Raw genomic sequence first — 19,427 nt, forward strand, 5'->3', positions numbered from 1 at the left:
GCTTATTTTTTTTCATCGGTATTTAATAGTAACGGCAGATCATTCTTACCATTACCCATTATTATGATTTTGGCGTTATTCGACTTTGCAAATTCGGAGGTTACCTCCAATCCTTTCCATTTCAGGATAGGGATTTTTGATGTTTCCTCAAATTGCCGTATGCCTTCAGCCTCGATAATTTTTCGCCGCTTTTCTTTTTCTTCGGTTATGAGTTTATAGTTGAATTCTTCCACCAACTGTTGTGCGACCATTTTTCTTTCTATTGCGCTGGAAACAAGCTCTGGCAACGATAATTTCCTGAGCAGATAATCATCCATAACAACATTTTCCTCAAGCAATTGCTTGCCGAGGTAATATTTAATTGTTGATTGAATCATGAGAGTCGACATTTGATATAGTTGTTGAGGTGTGAAGTTTCCGATGATGGCCATCGATGCTGCTTCGACTTCATTTTTTACGAATGTGTCCGCATAGGTTGGACCAAGCTTCTTATGTATAGTCGGGATCGAGTCTTTGAGAGCATAGAAACGGTAGGAAAATTCTACTCTCACAGTCAGACCTTCTGCTGTGAGGATGTTCATCGTATCATTTTGGGTTTGCAATCGTGTCGAATAGATATACATTTTATCCCAAGGCCAGATAACATGAATTCCTTCGTCATATATCTTATCAAGCTTCGTACCACTGAACCTTGACCATCGTAATCCCAGTTCACCTGAATAAATGGAGATAACCATATCCTTCCAAAAAAAGACAAACAGAAGAATTGCAATAAGTGTGGCTATAGTGATCTTCAGCCAGTGTTTATGCCATACTCTCTTTATGGTATTCTTTATCCAAGCGTATGCGCTTACTAATTTTTCTTTCATAGCGTTCTTTGGCCCACCATAAAATCTTGATTGATAACCATAATTATTTTTTCTTCATCTTCTCGTCGCTCACGATGGTTCCATATTCCATCTTAATAACACGATCGGCATATTTATAATATCGATCATCATGACTGACAGCGATGACTGTTTTTCCTTTTTTCTTCAGATCTTTTAAAATCACTTCATAGAAAATCTTTCGATATTGTGGATCCTGGTCCGCCGCCCATTCATCGAACACATAGATCGACCGGTTCTCGAGCAGTGCAACGATCATCGCAAGGCGCTTTCGTTGACCTGTGGAAAGATCAATGTCAGTAAAGCCCCCATCCCGATATTCTGTCTTCTTGTCGATTTCCATAAAGTGCAACAATTCATCGACCTTTTTTGGATCGATATCTTCCATCCCATACAATTTATGGAAAAGGTGGAAGTCAGAGAAAATAGCGGAAAACATTTCACGATAACGTAAGATGCTTGCCTTGTCGATTTGTTTGCTATCAACGAACACTTTTCCTTTCTTCGGGAAGTACAGCATTGTCAGCAGCTTCAATAATGTTGTTTTACCGCAGCCGTTGCCGCCGATCAGGAATATTGTTTCGCCAGATCGAATTGTAAGATTAAGAGGACCAAGCTCAAACGCCCCTTTTCCATCATCGCTATGGTAGTGGAACGAAACATCCTCGAATCGGATGTTCTTGAAACCGTTTTGCACAACTCCTTCGTTGTTCAACTGTGCTTCATGCAACTCCACTGACTTGTCTAATTCTGTTTCCAGATCGTAGATATAACCGATTGCCATCCGAACTTTATCAAGCAAAGGCATTAAGCCCACGAGGTTATAGACCGGACCGATGATGAATAAAATCGCAACCGTGATATCGGATACCACATCACGGTATGACTCGCTGAATCGCGGCAGAACGAAGACGATTGCACCCAAGAGAATCATAAACGATGTTTGTGGAAAAATGATATTCTCGGCGTATTTACCACCAATCAATGTCTTGAGATTTTTTACTTCCTCAGAGATCTTCTTTATGAAAGCTGCCAGTGCGTTGCTCCTGCTTGTACGCAGTTTCACCTCTTTCATCCCTTCGAGAATATCGGTGAGGGCTTTAAAGAAGCCGATCTCTGTTTTATTCGTTTCAACAAGCAAAGGACCGACGCGTTTTGCACGAACCAAATAGATGGAAATCGCTATCGTACAAAAAATGACGACAATGAAAAATGCAATCGGCGAGAGTGTCAGAATATAAAACAGCACGACAATCAACATGACAGCAGATTGTATGGTCGAGACGATCGGAAGGGCAAAGTCCGAGATCACATTTGATTCCTTTGTCAGACGGTTGTAAATTTCCGCTGCGCCGATTTGTTCAAGCTTCAAGAGATCTGCCCGACGTACTTTGTCAGCCAGCCGCGTTCTTATATTATGAATGATATCTTCAATGAATGCGATACCATTCGTCATATTGTACTTTTGCGCGATTACATAGAGAATGATCACGACAATGAACATAATCAATTGTCGCGTGCTCTCTTCGTCAGCCGATATTTTCTTGGAGGCGGCATTGATAATCGTTAATACCATCGCGTTCGAAATACCGGCAATCGTCGCCATAACCAATATCGGCCTTAGCGGCTTGCTCGATTCCTTCTTCACAAAATCGATAACGTTCATTACTTATACCTCTGAAAAAGCTGCAACGGTACTCTCAGTTTTTATCTTTTCCTGCGCATTTGCACCTTGGAAGAAGAAGCCAACCAGGAGTATGCCAATAACGTCCAAAACAATACTTAAAGTAAAGAGTGATGCATACCCAAAGGAAGATGCAATCACTCCGCTTAGAATTTCATAAAAAGAGATTCCGATAGAGAGCATAGAGACTTGAACAGCGAAATCAGTTGCCGCATATGCTTTGCGTGAAAAATCCATAAAGATAGAATAGATTAACGTCCACTTAAAACTATTTGTTATACCAACTATAGCACATATGATAAAGAGTGAATTGACCGTTGTCAAGTTTAAAGCAGGGAGAAGAAATAATCCAACTGCGAGAGTGTTAATCAAACCGAATACGACAAGGTTCGATTTCTGCGTTAACAATTTTAAAATCGGCGGACATAATGCCGCACCAATAGTTCCAAAAAGCGGGCGGATAGTTCCGAGTAAAAAGCCTATTGAATCGATCGAGAGTCCTCTATCTACAAGCAGCGGACGCACCATCGCATTGATCATTGAATCGCCGATGACACAAAGGTTAATGAGTAAAAGCCAGCGGCGCAATGGCTTCGATTTTAACGTTTTAAAGCTGCTCATTATATTGACTTTGGACGGTACAACGGAGGTCGGTGGTTCTTTGAAGAACAGCAACAGGATGCTTGAAACAATGAGCAAAGAGAGCGTGAGCAGCATCGTGGTGGTGTACCCGATCCTCCCAACAAGCATGACCATACTCCCACCCGTAATAGTGCCGATAGCCATTCCCATCGTCGCAAGGCTGTTTCCCCTCGGACGCTCGGACTCATTCAAACACCGCACTGCGAGACCATTCGTTGCAATCCATTGGGTCGAAACCGACGTCACGTAGAGAAGACCAAAACCTATGATCCACCAGAATTGATCAGAAAAGTTCAGGAAAGCGATGATACATCCAACGCATGCACAAAAAAGCTGCGAAGCAATCAGCCAGGTTTTGTAATGTCCGAATTTATTATGCCCATAAGCATCGACATACGGAGCCCAGAGAAATTTCAATACCATTGGAATAGTGAAAATTCCAAACAGTCCGATCCGCTCCAACGGCGCTCCGCTTTGACGAAGCATAACCGGGAATACAATCGGGAAAAAGAAAGTTGGGACGAACGATGCAACATAGAGAAAGAAAAGAACGAAGAACTTAAATCGTCTTTGTGGATACTCTTCTATTGTTACAGTATTCGATTCAGTCTTGGAATCTTCGGTTGTCAATATTCATACCGTACAGTAAAGTTCATCCGAAACGGCGCTATTGGCATCACAAGGAACGGATATGTCGGATCGCCGAACCCTCCAATATTGGAGACAGTATAAGCCAGTTCATTTGTAATATTATATAGATTCAATTGAAAGCGAAGATTCGCATATTGATAATAAGCGATTGCATCGACCGTTGTGTATGCCGGAACCTCTGCTTCGTTGGCATCGTTTACAAAAACAGAACTTCTTGTTGAAGCACCTCCTCCTATTCCAAGACCATGGAACAAACCCTCGGTAAATTCATAAACAGCCCATACATTACCGCTGTATGTCGGAGTACCGTAACGCATTTTACCATCAACAATCATTTTTTTAGGACTTGTAAATTTCATCGTCTGCGTATTGAATGCAGCAGATATCCGCAGGTTCGTCGTCACTTCACCGACGATATCAACATCCAATCCTTGTGCATCTTCTTTCCCGATATTAAAGTACAGCAGATATGGAGAAACTCCTGCTGGATTTCTCTCCGAAGAAATGACGTCATATTTGTCAATCATAAAGACCGAAGTGGTTAGAAGGATACGTTTGTCGAACATTTCAAACTTTGCTCCCGCCTCAGTCTGATACGCGCGTTCCGGTTTTAGGTCTGCCGGGATATCCCACAAACCATAGTCAGCGCCCGGCGATTGATAACTTCCCATGTAACTTGCGAAAAGTGATATGTTATCCTGTAATTGATACAGGACTCCGAGACGCGGTGCAAAACCCGATGATTTATTATAAGTAGTATTGGCAATTGGATTGAATGCGGCTAATTGAGTGGCATCGACCGTATTCCTTTCCAACCTGCCGCCGAGTAAAACATGCCAGCGTTTGTCGATGGTAATTAAATCCTGTACGGCGATACCATAATCTTTGGAATTCGCAAGCATTTCTTCATGCGGATAGATCGGGACTGTCATTTGTATTCTATTGCCAGTGAACGGATCGAGAATTCCAAAAGGATTATAGTCCAAATAGTATTTTGTATCGATTTCGAGAAAGTCTACGACAGCGAGAATTCCATGAACGACATCTGTTCCAAATAATGAATGACTCACGCGAAGATAATTTTCAATTCTCCCTCCCACATCAGAGCGTTTGGAATCTATCGTATTGATCGGTCGGACTGTCCAGTTCGGTGGGAAAGTTGGATTTCCATTCTGGTCGACAGGTGGAAATCCTGGAGGAATTGCACCGTTGTATGTATAATACCAATCCCATACATATGTGGACTGTTGGTCAGCGTGTTCGTAGTTCGCCGCAACTCGCACAGTCCAATCCGGAGTAATCGAGTGTTCAACTTCGACGTTAGCGCGTTGCTGTTTCTGATTTGTCTTATCGTTTTCCTCGCCAAAATTATAAGAGCGGCTGGAGATTGGAGCAAGAGATGCTGTTAGTTTACCATTCGAATCCATAGAGGGAAGCATCAAAACACCGCGATCCGGCGTGAATTCTGAACGTGAGATCTCGCCCGCCACATACACTTTTGTTTTTTCTGTTACATTGATCGCAAATGATGGTTTAACAAAATATGTGTTCATCTTCACGAGATCCCGATAGCTATTACTCTTTTCGTACGAACCGTCCAAACGATAGGAAATGGATTCATTCAACAGAGGCCCGGTAGCCGAACCACCAATACGGTATTGCTGAAAGCTGCCCGCCATGGTTTCAATGTTATATCTCGGTTCCATCTGAGGCTGCTTCGAAATAAAGTTCACGATCCCGCCGGGTTCTCCTCTTCCATACAGAATTGCCGACGGACCTTTGAGTACCTCGATGCGATCCACGGCGACGACACTGATCGGAAGATCGTCACCACCAGGGGACATGTTATTGCATCCACCGACTCTGAATCCGTCTTTGAAAATTGAAGCGTTAAAACCCCGTATGTTGACGATCAGTGGATGAGGTCCGCCGAACTCTGACACTACTCCACTTACGTTTTTCAATGCATCGTTCACATTAATAACATTCTGATCTGCGAGAAGCTTGTTCGTGACCTGTCCTGTGCTCAACGGCAGTGTCATCATGGGAGCATTAATACGAGAGGCTGAATAATTATCACCTGTTGTATAGCTTTCCCTATAACCAGAGATAACCACTTCGTTCATGCCAATCGGTTCGAGCTTAAGCTGAATATCCAGGATTACTTTTGAATCAGCGACTGTCGCAGATAATCGGACCTTTTTGAATCCGACGCAACTTGCTTGCAGCGTGTAAACTCCTGCAGGAATATTAGCAAGTTCATACATTCCTTCAGAGTTCGTCGATGTCTTGACTGATTTGTCGAGCAAAATGACATTTACATTTGAGAGAGGTGCTTGATCATCAGAGTTAACAATTTTTCCGGAGATGCTGCCGGATTGCGAAAAAAGACAGGGAGAGAATATTGATGTGAGAATACATGCGAACAATATAAAATTTTTTCTGCGGTTGAAGTTCATACAGTCTTTATCCTTTAGATGAATTTTAATAAATGTGCTTGTGTCAGCCCATTGTTTATATTTCAAGTTTAACTTGTCAAAGGTAATCTATCAATTTCTCAAAGTCAATCATATCTGAACTTTTTCCTTTCAAATATGAATTTCCTCCTCCATTTTACATTAACCTTCAACAAGTAGATGGGCGTTCCATCTAAAAGAAGGTAGACAAGTAAGCCGCGGCTTATTTGGCGGCTTCGATGCATAGTGACTACTTTGGTAGTCCAATGAGATAAGTGAGAGGCATAGAATCACCTGGTGCTGTGGGCACCTGTCCTGCCTCCCATGTATAGTCATCAGATTCGGGAGTCGTTGCCAACTCAAGAAGCTCCGGAACTGTATACGAACGGAGAGAAGAAACGATTCCATCCCAGGCAAATATTAGAGGTGCCGCCGGCAGCACGTATGTGATAAGAAATCGTTCGAAAGACATACGGCCAATTTTCGGTGTTAGAAGCAAGCTGCGCACTATTGAGGAATAGCCCATGAGATAGGCCATTTTAAAACTTCTTTCAAACGGCTCGAAGATCGCTATACCACATCGTTTTGCACATGCATCTAACAATATTCGTTTTGCTTCGGATGGTTTAAAGTGATGGAAAGCAGTAAAAAGAGTGCGGATTCCAGTGAGGCTGGATGGTACATCAAAAGCACTAAGCGGTTTACGAAATGTCTTTACATTCCCGTTGGCTGAAAGTTCGGCTCGTTCGAATGCTTTGAGATTGGGGTAGAGGTCTGTGAGTGTCACGATCGTCTCAAAGTTCATCTCTGTACGCATATACCTCTGAACTGCAAGAAGCGGTCCTCCTCCACCCGAGCAAAGATCAACGATTTCATTTGTCCCAAGCTTCTGCATCGAGCGATACAGGATGTCTGCAATTGCCTGGTGAAGTGGTCGAACGTAACCTGAGCCTAGGGCGAGTTGTAGGTGATCAGTCAGGTAGTCGCGAAAGACGACCGGCAACCACGGTTGATCTTCCCATTCGAATAGGTGATATCGTCTCATCTGGATCTCCCCACTGCCCAATGGATTAGCGCAGAGTTACGCCATATACAATCGCTTCCAGCAACATCTATGCCCTGACATAAAACGCCACGTACACATTGACTATTCATATAAATGATAACGAACTGATATGAAAGCACAACTTTGATTTGCCAAAATTACTCTTTCAAATTCTCAAAGTCAATCATAACGATATTTCCTTTTCAAAATTGATTTTCCGTTCCCCTTAGGTTACATTGAAGTTGTAATCAATCATAACGATCGGAGTATTCTTTTGCTTTCCGTGAACGAATTGATCCAAGCTATAGATAACTTGACGAAAGAAACATACAAGCCTTCTGAACCTGGTGCGGCAATTATTTTAGCTAAAGATGGGAAGATTGTTTTCCGCAAAGGTCTCGGTATGGCTAATCTTGAATTTATGATTCCAATTGAACCCGATATGGTTTTCCGCTTGGGATCGATCACAAAACAATTCACTGCTGTTGCAATACTCATGCTTGCAGAACGAGGCAGGCTGAATATCGACGATTCAGTTGATAAGTTCCTGCCAGAGTACCCCATGCATGACCACACAATAACCATAGAGCATCTTCTGACCCATACTTCTGGAATCAAAAGCTATACAAATATGCAAGATTGGCCATCGTTATGTAGAAATGATTACTCCGTAGAGGGATTGATCGCCTTTTTTAAGGAACAACCTATTCAGTTCGCTCCTGGAACACGCTGGGCTTACAACAATTCAGGATATATTCTTTTAGGGGCAATCATTGAGAAAGTAACGGGGCAAACATACGAACAATTTATTCAACAAAATATTTTCAATCCTTTAGGAATGATTCATTCTTTCTATGACAGTCCCATCAGAGTTATACAACGCCGCGTTGCTGGCTACAACAAAGGTCCTGAAGGTTATACAAACGCAATGTATTTAAGTATGACGCAACCATATTCAGCAGGAGCATTGGCATCTACAGTAGACGATTTAGTTATTTGGGATTCGGCTCTCTATACAGAACAATTACTCAGTCAAGAATCTCTTCAACAGGCTTTTACTCCGCATCAATTTGCAGATGGTTCTTCTACTGCATACGGTTATGGATGGAAAATTTCAAAATATGAAGGACATCGATTGGTAGAGCACGATGGTGATATCCAAGGTTTTAAGACTCACGCGATTCGAATGCCTGACGACCATGTCTTTGTTGCCATTCTCTCCAACAACGGAGGAACAAATCCAGAACAATTAGCATTTGAAATCGCAGCATTAGCTATTGACCGACCTTATACAGAACCACCATCTATCGAACTAAACCCTGGAGTTTTGACTCAGTATCAAGGTGTCTATCAAATCAATGGAACCGAGGAAGGACACATTGTCTGTGAAGACAGCAAGTTGTTTTCACAGCATGGACAAAATCCACGAGTGGAACTTGTACCGTTTTCATCTACAGAATTTTACTTCAAGGATAATTCATGCAACCGACTTTCCTTTATTGAATCAGATGGCATAATTATCGGAATAAAAATGCATGGACGTACTGGTATACCATTAATCGCAAAGAAGATTGCAATTCCAGCGATAAACGCGGTATAAGTAAGAACGTGCGACGATCTAACATTGAATCAAGGTCTTTACAAAATACTTTTACTCTAGAAAACCTACCTTTATCACGTAATTTGTCAACAATCTATAAACTTGCTCGGAATATTAAAAAGTTTTACCTCTGTTTATAATTAACGTGTTAGTTTTTAGGATTTAGCTGCAACACATGTGCTAACACTTGGTTTTCTAATAAACCACTATTAATCCTAAATACTTAAACTTAGAATTAGGCTGACCTACAATCCTGCCGGTTTTTGTGTGAAAGTTTATCATTGTTTTTATTGGTTTTTATACTTTTACTATCCACTTCATTCTATGCATTAAGTAAGCAATACCATACATAAGTAATATAAAAACAAGTGAGTGGGCAAAGGAGGCGGCAAAAGGATCGCCCCATGGCAGAAATAGTTTTTCATAATACCACTCTTGCAAGCTGATTGCATGTCCATCAGGTCTTGTGATGGTGACAAGGGATATCGTTTTTGCAATTAGCATGGAAAGCACATAAACTGAAATTGCATTCTGTCCATATATGGCAAACGGCTTTATCCACCATGTTTTGCCTTTCACTTCGATGATCCAATAGCAACAACTGAAGACGTTCAGAGCAAGCCCGGCCATAAACAAGACGTACGAGCTGGTCCACATATTCTTATTAATGGGCAACCAATTATCCAGCACCAAACCAGTTAGAAGCAAAATATTGCCGCTCACAAACATCCAAGTCACTTTTTCTTCCTTTGAGCGTTCTGAACAGAGAAACATTCCGGTAAAGACACCCAACATTGAAGTTGCAATGGCAGGAATCGTACTAAGAATTCCTTCTGGATCAAATCCCGGAATGGGAGCTCCATCCCATGTATGACCCTTCAAGAGATGTGAATCAATGTACCATGCAAGATTGCCTTTTGGTAACCAGACGCCAACACCATAACCGGGAATAAAGATCGTTTTTACGAGTACCCAGTACAATGTCAGTAGAGAAAATGTTACAGCGACCTGCACACGCATCGAAAAATTCAGAACAAGTAGGCCACTTGCAAAGTAACATATTGCAATACGTTGGAGAACGCCAGGAATGCGGATAGTACTGAACGAAAAAGGTTCCCCAAATACAAATCCAAAAGGAAAACACTCGATTAATAAACCGAGAGTAAAGATGATGACGGAACGGAACAACAGATGCATTGCAAGTTTACCTTTGTCATCACCTCGTTCAATCCGCTTGGCAAAGGAAAACATCATGGCGACACCAACGATCCAAAGAAAGAATGGGAAAATAGTATCAGTATATGTCCATCCATTCCATTTAGCGTGCTCCCAAGGAGCATAGATATGACCCCAATCACCAGGATTGTTGACAAGCATCATTCCGGCAATAGTAGCGCCTCGAAAAACATCAAGTGAACGTAATCGCTGCTGAGTCGATGAAGATTCATTTGACATAGAAAGCCATTATTTTGAATTCTGGAGTGTATTTGTTAACTCAATCACGCACAAATAGCTCCGATTCATTATCACGAATATTAATTAAAAAATAAATCAAACTTTATTTATCAGCCTTATGTCTTTGCATATCTTGCGTTTAAAATTTCTCCAGAATATTGTATTTCTGTTTTCTCACTCTTACCTCCTCGGTCAACTTCCTTTTTGTGATGTCGCGAAGCACTCCTTGCGTACCTACAAGAACTCCATTTTCATAAATTGGATTTGAACGATCCTCCAAGCAAACGCTACGCCCATCTTTGCAACGCCACCATGCCACCCAAACTGGCGCCGCACGTTTCTTCTGCGTTTTGAAACTGTCAAATGTATCCTGCTGTGCGTTGAACTGGTTATTCTCGATTACATTAGAAAGAAATACCTGTCGTCCTCCCATTTTTTGAATATCTTCCATTGTGTATCCAAGAAGTTTTTCAAAGCTAGGGCTCAAATATGTAAATTCTCTTGTTTTCGCATCAACGCTATAAAGCACATCCTCCGACATTAGTTTGCCTGCTGATTTTTTACTCAGTAATTTTTGACTGTTGAATTCGCCCTTAATCGACTCGTTAGTCCTTGATTCAAAGTGACCAACACATCGCTGCAGAATTTCCGTAAGATGTTGCAGATCGTCTGCAGCACGTGCAATCTGATGAATGCCCGATGATGTTTCTTGAGTAACGTTGGCAATGGCTTCCATGTTCTTGCTAATTTCCTCGCTAGTACTCGATTGCTCTTCGTTTGCGACAGCAATCTCTGTAACCATTTGCGTCACATTCTGAGATATTTCTACAATTTCTTTTAGTGATGCACCGGCCTGATCCGCTAATATAATTCCTTCATCCACTTTACTTGTCGCATTCGCCATTGAACTCACAGCTCCGTGGCTTTCTGCTTGGATGTGTTGAATCATTCCTGCAATTTGTTTTGTCGCTTTTGTAGTCTGCTCTGCCAATTTCCTCACTTCATCAGCAACCACTGCAAATCCTCGTCCCTGTTCGCCTGCCCTTGCCGCCTCAATGGCAGCATTAAGAGCTAAAAGATTTGTTTGATCAGCTATGTGTTCAATCACTTCTATGATTTCTCCAATCTGATCACTCGATTTTCCAAGATTTTGAATTGTCGTGGCGGCATCTCGAACAACATTTGCAATTTGTTTCATCTCCACAACTGTGTTTGCAACGAGTTTACCACCCTGTTCTGCCGCAGTTTTGGCTTGCTTTGCAGTCTGAGCTGCTTCTGATGCGTTTTCTGAATTAACAGCAATACTCTTTGCCATTTGTTCAACAGCCGCTGCTATTTCCTCAGATTGTGTAGTTTGCTCTGTGGAACCAGCCGCCATCTCTTCTGTGCTCGAACTAATTTCAGTGCTTGCGCTAGCAACTGATGTCGCTGATTCGGAAACCTGAAGGAGTGCATCTCGCAAAGTGGATACAAATCGATCAAAGGAATCTTGAAGGCGACCTATCTCGTCTCCTCTGCTTGTGTTGAATTGTGTGTCTAGATCTGCATTCTCAATGCTTGTCTGTACATCTTTGATTTCTTGTATAAAAAGGCGCACAAGAATAACAACCCAGCCAATACTTAGCAAAAATAATATTAAGAAAATTTCAATAAAGACCGTATCTGAAAATAAGTGCATATTTTGAATCGATGCTTCATATTCGGCTGATGTTGACTTGCTGAGAAAGAAAAAAAGAAAAAAAAGAAAAATTAAAAGAAATGGGATCAGGAAAATACCCAATAATCTAACTTGCAGGGATTTTTTAAATAAATTTTTCATAACTACACCCCTTCTTTTTCAAACTAATATGCCTTTTCCTTTTAATATTTGCTATCAGTTTTATATGATTCTATGATAAGACTTTTCCTACATAAAACCAGTTTGAGATTATTGTCAAGTCTGAGATTTTATCTTCTTTCATCGTAAGAATCCCAAATCAAACACATGGGGATAAACTATCGTTAGATTCAACAGAATTATTACCATGTTATTTGTGGTGACTTATAGAAATTGACTCCCATCATTGTCAATCGCGATCCGTGCTCTGCAAGACGGTTTTTATAGTCAATCCAATTTCTTTTAGCTTCCTGCGACCAACCAATCTCTGCATAACCTACAAGCCGCGGAAATACCTTATATTCAATGTCAGCCATAGTCCGAATAGTCTCTGTCCAGAGAGGAGCTTCTATTCCGAGAACATCTTTTTCAGTTACACTATTCACCTCTGAGGCAGGATCCCACATATAAGCATCCTTCACTTCTATACATCCCGCCCAATCTTGACCTAAAACCTCGGAAGGATTATATTTCATATCAAGATATGCTTTTGATGCCGGAGACATAATAATTTTTATTCCTTGTTGAACAGCTTTTTGCGCTCCGTCATCTACCCAATGTTGAACAATTGTTGATGGGAAAAGATGAGACGGCGATATTTCTTCCCATCCAATCATGTGTTTATGATGAGACAGAACGATCGCCTGCACCCGTTCAATAAACCGAATGTAGTCTTCTTTTTTTGTTGCTCTCGCTTCATCTCCTCCGATATGGATATACTGTCCAGGAGTTATTGTGCAAAGCTCCTTTATCACATCTTCGATAAATGTATAGGTGGAATCTTTATATATACTTAAAGTACTGAATCCAACACCGGTTTTTTCATAGAGCTGTGGCGCTACGCCATTTTCGTTCAATACTGGATACGAAGCAAGTGCAGCATTGGTATGCCCAGGCATGTCAATTTCTGGAATTGTAATGATGTACTGCTTTTGAGCATACGCAACAATCTCTGCATACTCCGCTTGCGTATAATATCCTCCAGATCCACCATTTACCTGCGTACTTCCTCCAATTAGAGCTAAATTTGGCCATGAGTTAATCATCAGGCGCCATCCCTGATCGTCTGTTAAATGAAGATGTAGGCGATTTATTTTATAGTAGGCAATTAAATCAATGAAATGTTTGATATCGCTTACGCTGAAGAAATGTCTTGCAACATCTAACATCGCACCGCGCCATTCAAATCGAGGATAATCTCTGATTGAAACAACAGTCATCTCCCACTTGCATGGTTGAACTGTTGAACTTTCGATAGAAGGAGGTAATAGCTGTCTGATTGTTTGCACACCACGAAATAGTCCTGCCGGCTGATAAGCTTCTAATGTTACACTATCAGCCTTTACCCACAATTTATATCCCTCATCACCTAAGAGTGTATCTCTACCAATAGTAAGAAAAAGATTTCCTTTCTCAGAGATATCTTTGCCTGTCAAGACCTTTATATTGAACCCTGTGGAAACATTAATTTTGTCAGCAAGAAATTGGCCAATGTCCCGCATTTCTTGTGTCCCTGGAGAGACGTAGATGGAAGCATTTGCAGACAATACAAACGAGCTATCTCCCCATTTGATGAAGTCAGGTAATGGGATTAAACCGCTGGGCTGAGAAGGGAACATTGCAGTGGTCCTCTGGATTTCTGTCGGTGCCAACAACTTGCAAGAATTTAACATCAATGCAATAAATAATAACACCCCAAAATAAAAAGGACGTAAAATAAATGTGAACTTCATAATAAGGCAACAATTTTGGTCGTATAGATAAGAAGATGTAATTTTAATTTATCCCTGTGTCTTTAAAATCCATTAAAGAATATTTTCGAAAGCAATTAGAAAACAATTTTGTTTTATATCAATCCTTTAAGAAACTCAAGCGCACTTTTTGCTTTAGCTTCAATCTGTACAGAGTCCTCTCTCACACTTTTAACAAAGCTGTTGTGTTCATACGTATCACGAACGGCCACAAAATCGGCATCACGTACCATTTCATCACCATCGATTCCATAGCTCAACTTTGTATCAGAGTTAAACTCTTTCATAGCATCCTGTAGAATCATATTGTTGAACTTTAACGCAGTAGTTTTCCATTCATCTATAATAATTTTCAATGTCTCTATTGTAACATTATTGATAGGTTGATTTGATCGGATTTCGATCAGTTTTGCACACCATTTCCATTCTTCTTGATCATAGTTTTTATGGATATCCAAAAGCTGTCTGTGGAAATCCTGAATATCTTTGATCTCACCATTAATAATCCTATTTATAAAATTTGTGATTACTGGTTCGGGAGCTAATAGACCGTTGATATCGAGCCAATGAGTTAATTCATTGGCTACGTCCTGAGAAAGTGCAGATTGAATTTCTTTGAAAGAAGATAAACTGCCAAGAGAATTTAATTTCCTCAATACGCAATCACCTAAAAACATCTTGATCGCCATTTCATAGTACTTGCTGGAGGTTTTGACGAGTAACTTTTGGATGGAAATGCCATTGAAGTTAATATAATCTTGTCCTTCGCGTGCGTGTTGAGACAACTCTTTGAGCTTTTCAAGCCCGTGAAGAATTTTTCCAATGAGAAAAGGCGACCAGACATTGAAGTGAAGCAAGTCTAATTTGATTTGATCCTTTCGTCCGTCGCGGGCAGGCCACTTCATACTATCGCGTCTCGTACCCACAGTGAACATATTCATTGCAGGTACACAGACACTTCTTCCTTCGTGTTCACTAATAACCGAAAAAGGTAATTCCGATGTATTGAAGTTTGCATAATGCTTACCAATCACATTCGTGAATGGCCCAACACGACTTGGCCACAAAAGATAACTAAATGAACCTGTTTTGGCGCCACGTTCGAGGATACCCTGATGGACAGGCCCAAGCTTATACATATGATTACTTTGATTTGTACCACTGCCTGCATTATAAAATGAAAAGAAACCTGCAATTAAGAGAGAGGATTTGTGGTGTGAGACTGTATACGGACCAGCGAACACCGAACATCCCTCACCGTGGAATAATTCAGAGTTACAGAAGAATGTGGAATTCTCCGCCGAATACTGCTTTCCTACTTTAACACTCTGTCCGACAAAACACTTTTCAAGAATTGCTGATTGGTCTATTTTCGAACCTGACAATATTATAAACTTCCTCGCAAAAACTCCTGTCCCTATAAAAACAGGTGCTTCGCGACAGCTCTGTATCGTTCCTTCCTCTAAACAACTCGCACCTTCAATTTGTGAAAAAGCACCAATATATACATTTGATATTGTTGTTGTATTGGAGATGTGAACATTCCGCTCTATCATACCCCGGCTTGAAGTCTTAGTAGCGACATACTCATCTATCATTTTATTAAGCTTGTCAATCAAGTTGGGATGATGGCGATAAAAAACTATCATATACGCCATTTGTGCTGACAACCGATCAAAGATTTTTAAGGAACGTCCACCCGCTTCATTCAAGACATCAATTTCGATTCCATTGCCAAACGAACTTTGTCCATGGACTTTCAATGAAGCAACATTTTCAATAATCACATTATCGCTAATAACATAATTCACCAGTGATGCAACGTTCGAAAGAAAAACGTTATCTCCAATGGAACAATTGTGAATAAAGCAATTTTGTATGCCACAATCACGTTCAATTCCACTGGCAATCACAACTTTATTTTGAAATACTCCAAGTTCTATATTACCGCTAAAGGTAACATTTCTGAAATTATTGGCAGTAAAAGGATCTTTCACATGAACGTGATTCCAATCTTCAGAAGAACACCCTTGAGATTTGAGCTGTGAAATTTCAATCTCGGACAATATTCTATAACCCATAGAGAAACAATCCTTCCTGAAAATTAATGGGCTGCCGGTAAACGACCAGCAGCCCTTCTGAATTTTTTATTCTAGTTCTAATTTTAGGTGCTCTCGTTCGATGTCCTTGAAATATTTCACAGTACTTACTTTCAATTCCATGGTCGAATCATCATCACAAACGATAATTCCGTGTTTATGCAATTGAAGCATAGAGACTGTCCAGAAGTGATTCACGCCCTTTTCAACACAATGTTTTAATGCGTGCGCTTTTCCATAACCACTAATGAGGATCATAACCTCTTCGGAATCCATAACAGTTCCTACTCCTACTGTTAATGCTGTCTTAGGAACCTTGTTGATATCGTTGTCGAAAAAACGGGAGTTGGCTTTAATCGTATCATACGTCAACGTCTTCACGCGCGTACGCGAATTCAGAGATGATCCGGGTTCGTTGAAAGCAATATGGCCATCCGGTCCGATACCACCCATAAAGAGTTTAATTCCACCTGATGCTTTGATTTTTTCTTCATATCGTTCACATTCTTTTTCTAAGTCGGGTGCATTGCCATTTAAAATATTTACGTTCTTTTTGGGAATATCGATATGATCGAAGAGATGATGATGCATAAAGTAGTAATAGCTTTCCGGATGAGTGACGGGCAGACCGATATATTCATCCATGTTAAATGTAACAACATTCTTGAAAGAGACTTTTCCTTGTTTGTAAAATTGTACAAGTTGCTTGTATGTACCGATAGGTGTACTGCCAGTCGGTAATCCTAATACGAACGGTTTTTGCTGGGTCGGCTTAAACTTATTGATCTTGTTTATGATATATATTGCCGCCCATTTGCTCATTGCATCTGAACTGGGTTCTATAATAATCCTCATACAATAATTCTCCTTTTTTTGAATGTGACTGAATTATAACATGATTTTTGCATCTGCAACAAAAGAACCTTTTCCTTCTTCCAAGACAATTAATGGATTGATATCAAGTTCTTTGATTTGTGGACATTCCATTGCCAGTTGAGACAGTCTCTGAAGACATTCAGCGAGGCTGGCGATATCTTTTTTAGTGCGGCCTCGAGCGCCTTTCAGCAGACGAGATGCTTTGGTATCATCGATAATGCGATGGGCAGTAATTCTATCGATCGGTGCAACTCGGAACGCGACATCTTTGAATACTTCAACAAAAATGCCGCCAAAACCGAACATGATCACTGCACCAAAAGATGGATCGCGTTTGAGTCCCAAAATTACTTCTTCTCCCTGTGGAATTTGTTTCGTCACCATAATACCTTGAATTTTTGCTTCAGGTACCAGACGCGTTACATTTTCCATAATTGAAGTATATGCAATCTCAGCCTCTTGGTGGGATTGAATGTTCAGAACCACACCTTTGACATCGAATTTGTGAATGATATCGTCAGAAATAATTTTCATGACCACTGGAAAGCCTATATCTGCAGCAAGTTTCGCCGCATCTGCTTTAGAATGGACAATTACATTTTCCACAACAGGCAGACCATATGCTTTGAGAACACTTACTGCTTCAGCCTCAGGCAAATAGCTTCTTTTATTTTCTATGGCTGAATTCAGAATTGCGTGTGCTTTTCCTTTATCAATCTTTTCGAATATCTCTATTCCGTTTGTATGCTCATTCAAACTTTCTCGAAAAAGATTGGCGCTCGCAAACGATTTGCACATGGATTCAGGTAAAATGTAATGCGGAATTTTATTCCTCAGTAAAATATCAATTCCGGAAGCAACATCTGCTGCACCCATAAAAGATGTATAAATTGGTTTGTCGAATTTGTGGGAGACTGAAACAACCTCAGAAGCAATTGTGTTAATATCAGTCATCGACTGTGGAGTGAGAATCACAAAAGCTCCATCAACATTATCATCTTTCATTGCTTCCGAAATCGCAATATTGTAACGATCTGCTTTAGCATCACCGATGACATCAACTGGATTCTTGATATTTGCAGTCTTTGGCAGATTTTTTCTGAATACTTCGGTAGTCTCTTCAGAAAATTTTGCGAGCACCAAACCTTCATGAATAGCAGAATCTGTTGTTAGCACACCTGGACCACCAGCATTCGTGATAATTGCAATCTTATTTCCTTTTGGCAGCGGTTGATATGTTAACGCCATAGCTTTATTAAACATTTCTTCAATGTTGCCGCAGCGAAGAATACCGGCTTGTCTGAAAGCAGCATCGACAATATCGTCACTGCCTGCAAGAGAGCCTGTATGTGATGCGGCAGCAGACGCACCTTCTCTTGTCCTTCCGGATTTGATTGCAAGAATCGGCTTACCGCATCTCTTGATTACATCTTTTGCCGCATCCATTAGGGCACGTCCATCACTGATTTCTTCCAGATATAAAAGAATAACCTTGGTCTTTGGATCATCTCCAAGATAGTACAATAAATCGATCTCACTGATGTCTGCTTTATTTCCAAAGCTCACGAATTTTGAAAATCCAATGTGCTTTGCTTGCGCATAGTCTAACACTGCTGTGCACAATGCACCACTTTGCGAAAGGAATCCTATGCTTCCTTCTTCTGGCATTTTGCGCGCGAAAGAAGCATTGAGCATCGAACGCGGATCTGTATTAATTACTCCCAAACAATTTGGGCCAATAAATGATATACCATATTGTTTCGCGATTTCGATTAATTTTTTTTCTCTTTCAAGGCCTTCCGTTCCGACTTCCTTGAAACCTGCAGAAATTATAACAGCCGCTTTGATTCCCTTTTGCCCACATTGCTCAAATGCCATATGGCATACAGAACTCGGAAATACTAGAATCGCGAGATCCACAGGATCCTGGATATCGATGACATATTTATAAGCCTTTACGCCAGCAATAAATTTTTCTTTAGGACTTACAGGATAGACAATACCTTGAAAATCGGATTTCAGAATGCTTAGAACAATATCGTGCGGAACCGTACCTGGAGATTTTGTCGCTCCAATAATAGCTACCGATTGAGGATAGAATATTTTCTCGAAATTAGGTTTTTTGTCTAACATTTTTATGTCTCTCGTTATTATTTTAAATGACCACTAATAAACTTTACTGCATCAACTACAGTTTGAATTTGAAGAGCTTTATCCTCTTCCATTTCAATCCCAAATTCTTGTTCAAATCCTGCAATGAGTGCAACGCTTTGCATCGAGTCTGCACCAAGGTCAAAAATGAAATTTGCATTATCGTCAATGGTTGATTTATCTATTTTCAACACCTGAGCAACGACTTTCTTAACACGAGCCATTATTTCACTAGATTCCATAGATCTCTCCTA

13 protein-coding genes are annotated in these 19,427 nt (G+C 40.6%); 1 reads left to right on the forward strand and 12 read right to left on the reverse strand.

What is annotated here, in order from left to right:
- Positions 1 to 2 precede the first annotated feature (2 nt).
- The 5 genes from NTX44_04690 to NTX44_04710 form a co-directional block, all read right to left on the reverse strand.
- On the reverse strand, positions 3 to 869 hold the full coding sequence (locus tag NTX44_04690) for a prohibitin family protein (GenBank protein MCX6120892.1): 867 nt from the start codon (positions 867 to 869) through the stop codon (positions 3 to 5).
- A 43-nt stretch (positions 870 to 912) separates the two neighbouring features.
- Positions 913 to 2,553 carry a cyclic peptide export ABC transporter gene (locus NTX44_04695; GenBank protein MCX6120893.1) on the reverse strand — a complete coding sequence of 547 codons (1,641 nt, stop codon included), beginning with the start codon at positions 2,551 to 2,553 and terminating at the stop codon, positions 913 to 915.
- A 3-nt stretch (positions 2,554 to 2,556) separates the two neighbouring features.
- On the reverse strand, positions 2,557 to 3,843 hold the full coding sequence (locus NTX44_04700; GenBank protein MCX6120894.1) for an MFS transporter: 1,287 nt from the start codon (positions 3,841 to 3,843) through the stop codon (positions 2,557 to 2,559).
- Positions 3,840 to 6,323, reverse strand: coding sequence for a TonB-dependent receptor (locus tag NTX44_04705; protein MCX6120895.1), 2,484 nt, complete (start codon positions 6,321 to 6,323; stop codon positions 3,840 to 3,842). The genes NTX44_04700 and NTX44_04705 overlap by 4 nt, the downstream gene beginning before the upstream one ends.
- Positions 6,324 to 6,570: 247 nt before the next feature.
- Positions 6,571 to 7,365 (reverse strand): hypothetical protein, encoded by a 795-nt coding sequence (locus tag NTX44_04710; GenBank protein MCX6120896.1) that lies wholly within the window; start codon positions 7,363 to 7,365, stop codon positions 6,571 to 6,573.
- Between the two features lie 283 nt (positions 7,366 to 7,648).
- On the opposite strand from NTX44_04710, the gene NTX44_04715 reads away from it, so the two are divergent.
- The gene (locus NTX44_04715; GenBank protein MCX6120897.1) at positions 7,649 to 8,965 is read left to right on the forward strand and encodes a serine hydrolase; all 1,317 of its coding nucleotides are present in this window, start codon (positions 7,649 to 7,651) and stop codon (positions 8,963 to 8,965) included.
- Positions 8,966 to 9,262: 297 nt separating this feature from the next.
- On the opposite strand, the gene NTX44_04720 is transcribed toward NTX44_04715, so the two are convergent.
- The 7 genes from NTX44_04720 to acpP form a co-directional block, all read right to left on the reverse strand.
- On the reverse strand, positions 9,263 to 10,420 hold the full coding sequence (locus tag NTX44_04720) for a DUF5009 domain-containing protein (protein MCX6120898.1): 1,158 nt from the start codon (positions 10,418 to 10,420) through the stop codon (positions 9,263 to 9,265).
- A 139-nt stretch (positions 10,421 to 10,559) separates the two neighbouring features.
- Positions 10,560 to 12,239 carry a methyl-accepting chemotaxis protein gene (locus NTX44_04725; protein ID MCX6120899.1) on the reverse strand — a complete coding sequence of 560 codons (1,680 nt, stop codon included), beginning with the start codon at positions 12,237 to 12,239 and terminating at the stop codon, positions 10,560 to 10,562.
- 200 nt (positions 12,240 to 12,439) lie between these two features.
- The gene (locus NTX44_04730) at positions 12,440 to 13,915 is read right to left on the reverse strand and encodes a beta-N-acetylhexosaminidase (protein ID MCX6120900.1); all 1,476 of its coding nucleotides are present in this window, start codon (positions 13,913 to 13,915) and stop codon (positions 12,440 to 12,442) included.
- Between the two features lie 227 nt (positions 13,916 to 14,142).
- Positions 14,143 to 16,128: a DUF4954 family protein gene (locus NTX44_04735; GenBank protein ID MCX6120901.1), complete on the reverse strand. Its 1,986-nt coding sequence runs from the start codon at positions 16,126 to 16,128 to the stop codon at positions 14,143 to 14,145.
- Positions 16,129 to 16,194: 66 nt separating this feature from the next.
- Entirely contained in the window at positions 16,195 to 17,001 is an 807-nt protein-coding gene (nagB, locus tag NTX44_04740) for a glucosamine-6-phosphate deaminase (GenBank protein ID MCX6120902.1), read from the reverse strand.
- 33 nt (positions 17,002 to 17,034) lie between these two features.
- Positions 17,035 to 19,155: an acetate--CoA ligase family protein gene (locus NTX44_04745; protein MCX6120903.1), complete on the reverse strand. Its 2,121-nt coding sequence runs from the start codon at positions 19,153 to 19,155 to the stop codon at positions 17,035 to 17,037.
- A gap of 17 nt (positions 19,156 to 19,172) precedes the next feature.
- Complete coding sequence (gene acpP, locus NTX44_04750) at positions 19,173 to 19,415, reverse strand: acyl carrier protein (protein ID MCX6120904.1); 243 nt, start codon at positions 19,413 to 19,415, stop codon at positions 19,173 to 19,175.
- Positions 19,416 to 19,427 lie beyond the last annotated feature (12 nt).

The sequence above is a fragment of the Ignavibacteriales bacterium genome (assembly GCA_026390575.1).
In the GTDB taxonomy this organism is placed as follows: domain Bacteria; phylum Bacteroidota; class Ignavibacteria; order UBA10030; family UBA10030; genus Fen-1298.

What these genes read in the sequence shown, in the direction of transcription:
- NTX44_04705 (MCX6120895.1), bottom strand. Translation starts at nt 6,323, where the DNA reads ATGAACTTCAACCGCAGAAAAAATTTTATATTGTTCGCATGTATTCTC.
- NTX44_04745 (MCX6120903.1), bottom strand. Translation starts at nt 19,155, where the DNA reads ATGTTAGACAAAAAACCTAATTTCGAGAAAATATTCTATCCTCAATCG.
- acpP (MCX6120904.1), bottom strand. Translation starts at nt 19,415, where the DNA reads ATGGAATCTAGTGAAATAATGGCTCGTGTTAAGAAAGTCGTTGCTCAG.
- NTX44_04720 (MCX6120898.1), bottom strand. Translation starts at nt 10,420, where the DNA reads ATGTCAAATGAATCTTCATCGACTCAGCAGCGATTACGTTCACTTGAT.
- nagB (MCX6120902.1), bottom strand. Translation starts at nt 17,001, where the DNA reads ATGAGGATTATTATAGAACCCAGTTCAGATGCAATGAGCAAATGGGCG.
- NTX44_04690 (MCX6120892.1), bottom strand. Translation starts at nt 869, where the DNA reads ATGAAAGAAAAATTAGTAAGCGCATACGCTTGGATAAAGAATACCATA.
- NTX44_04710 (MCX6120896.1), bottom strand. Translation starts at nt 7,365, where the DNA reads ATGAGACGATATCACCTATTCGAATGGGAAGATCAACCGTGGTTGCCG.
- NTX44_04695 (MCX6120893.1), bottom strand. Translation starts at nt 2,553, where the DNA reads ATGAACGTTATCGATTTTGTGAAGAAGGAATCGAGCAAGCCGCTAAGG.
- NTX44_04730 (MCX6120900.1), bottom strand. Translation starts at nt 13,915, where the DNA reads ATGTTCCCTTCTCAGCCCAGCGGTTTAATCCCATTACCTGACTTCATC.
- NTX44_04735 (MCX6120901.1), bottom strand. Translation starts at nt 16,128, where the DNA reads ATGGGTTATAGAATATTGTCCGAGATTGAAATTTCACAGCTCAAATCT.
- NTX44_04725 (MCX6120899.1), bottom strand. Translation starts at nt 12,239, where the DNA reads ATGAAAAATTTATTTAAAAAATCCCTGCAAGTTAGATTATTGGGTATT.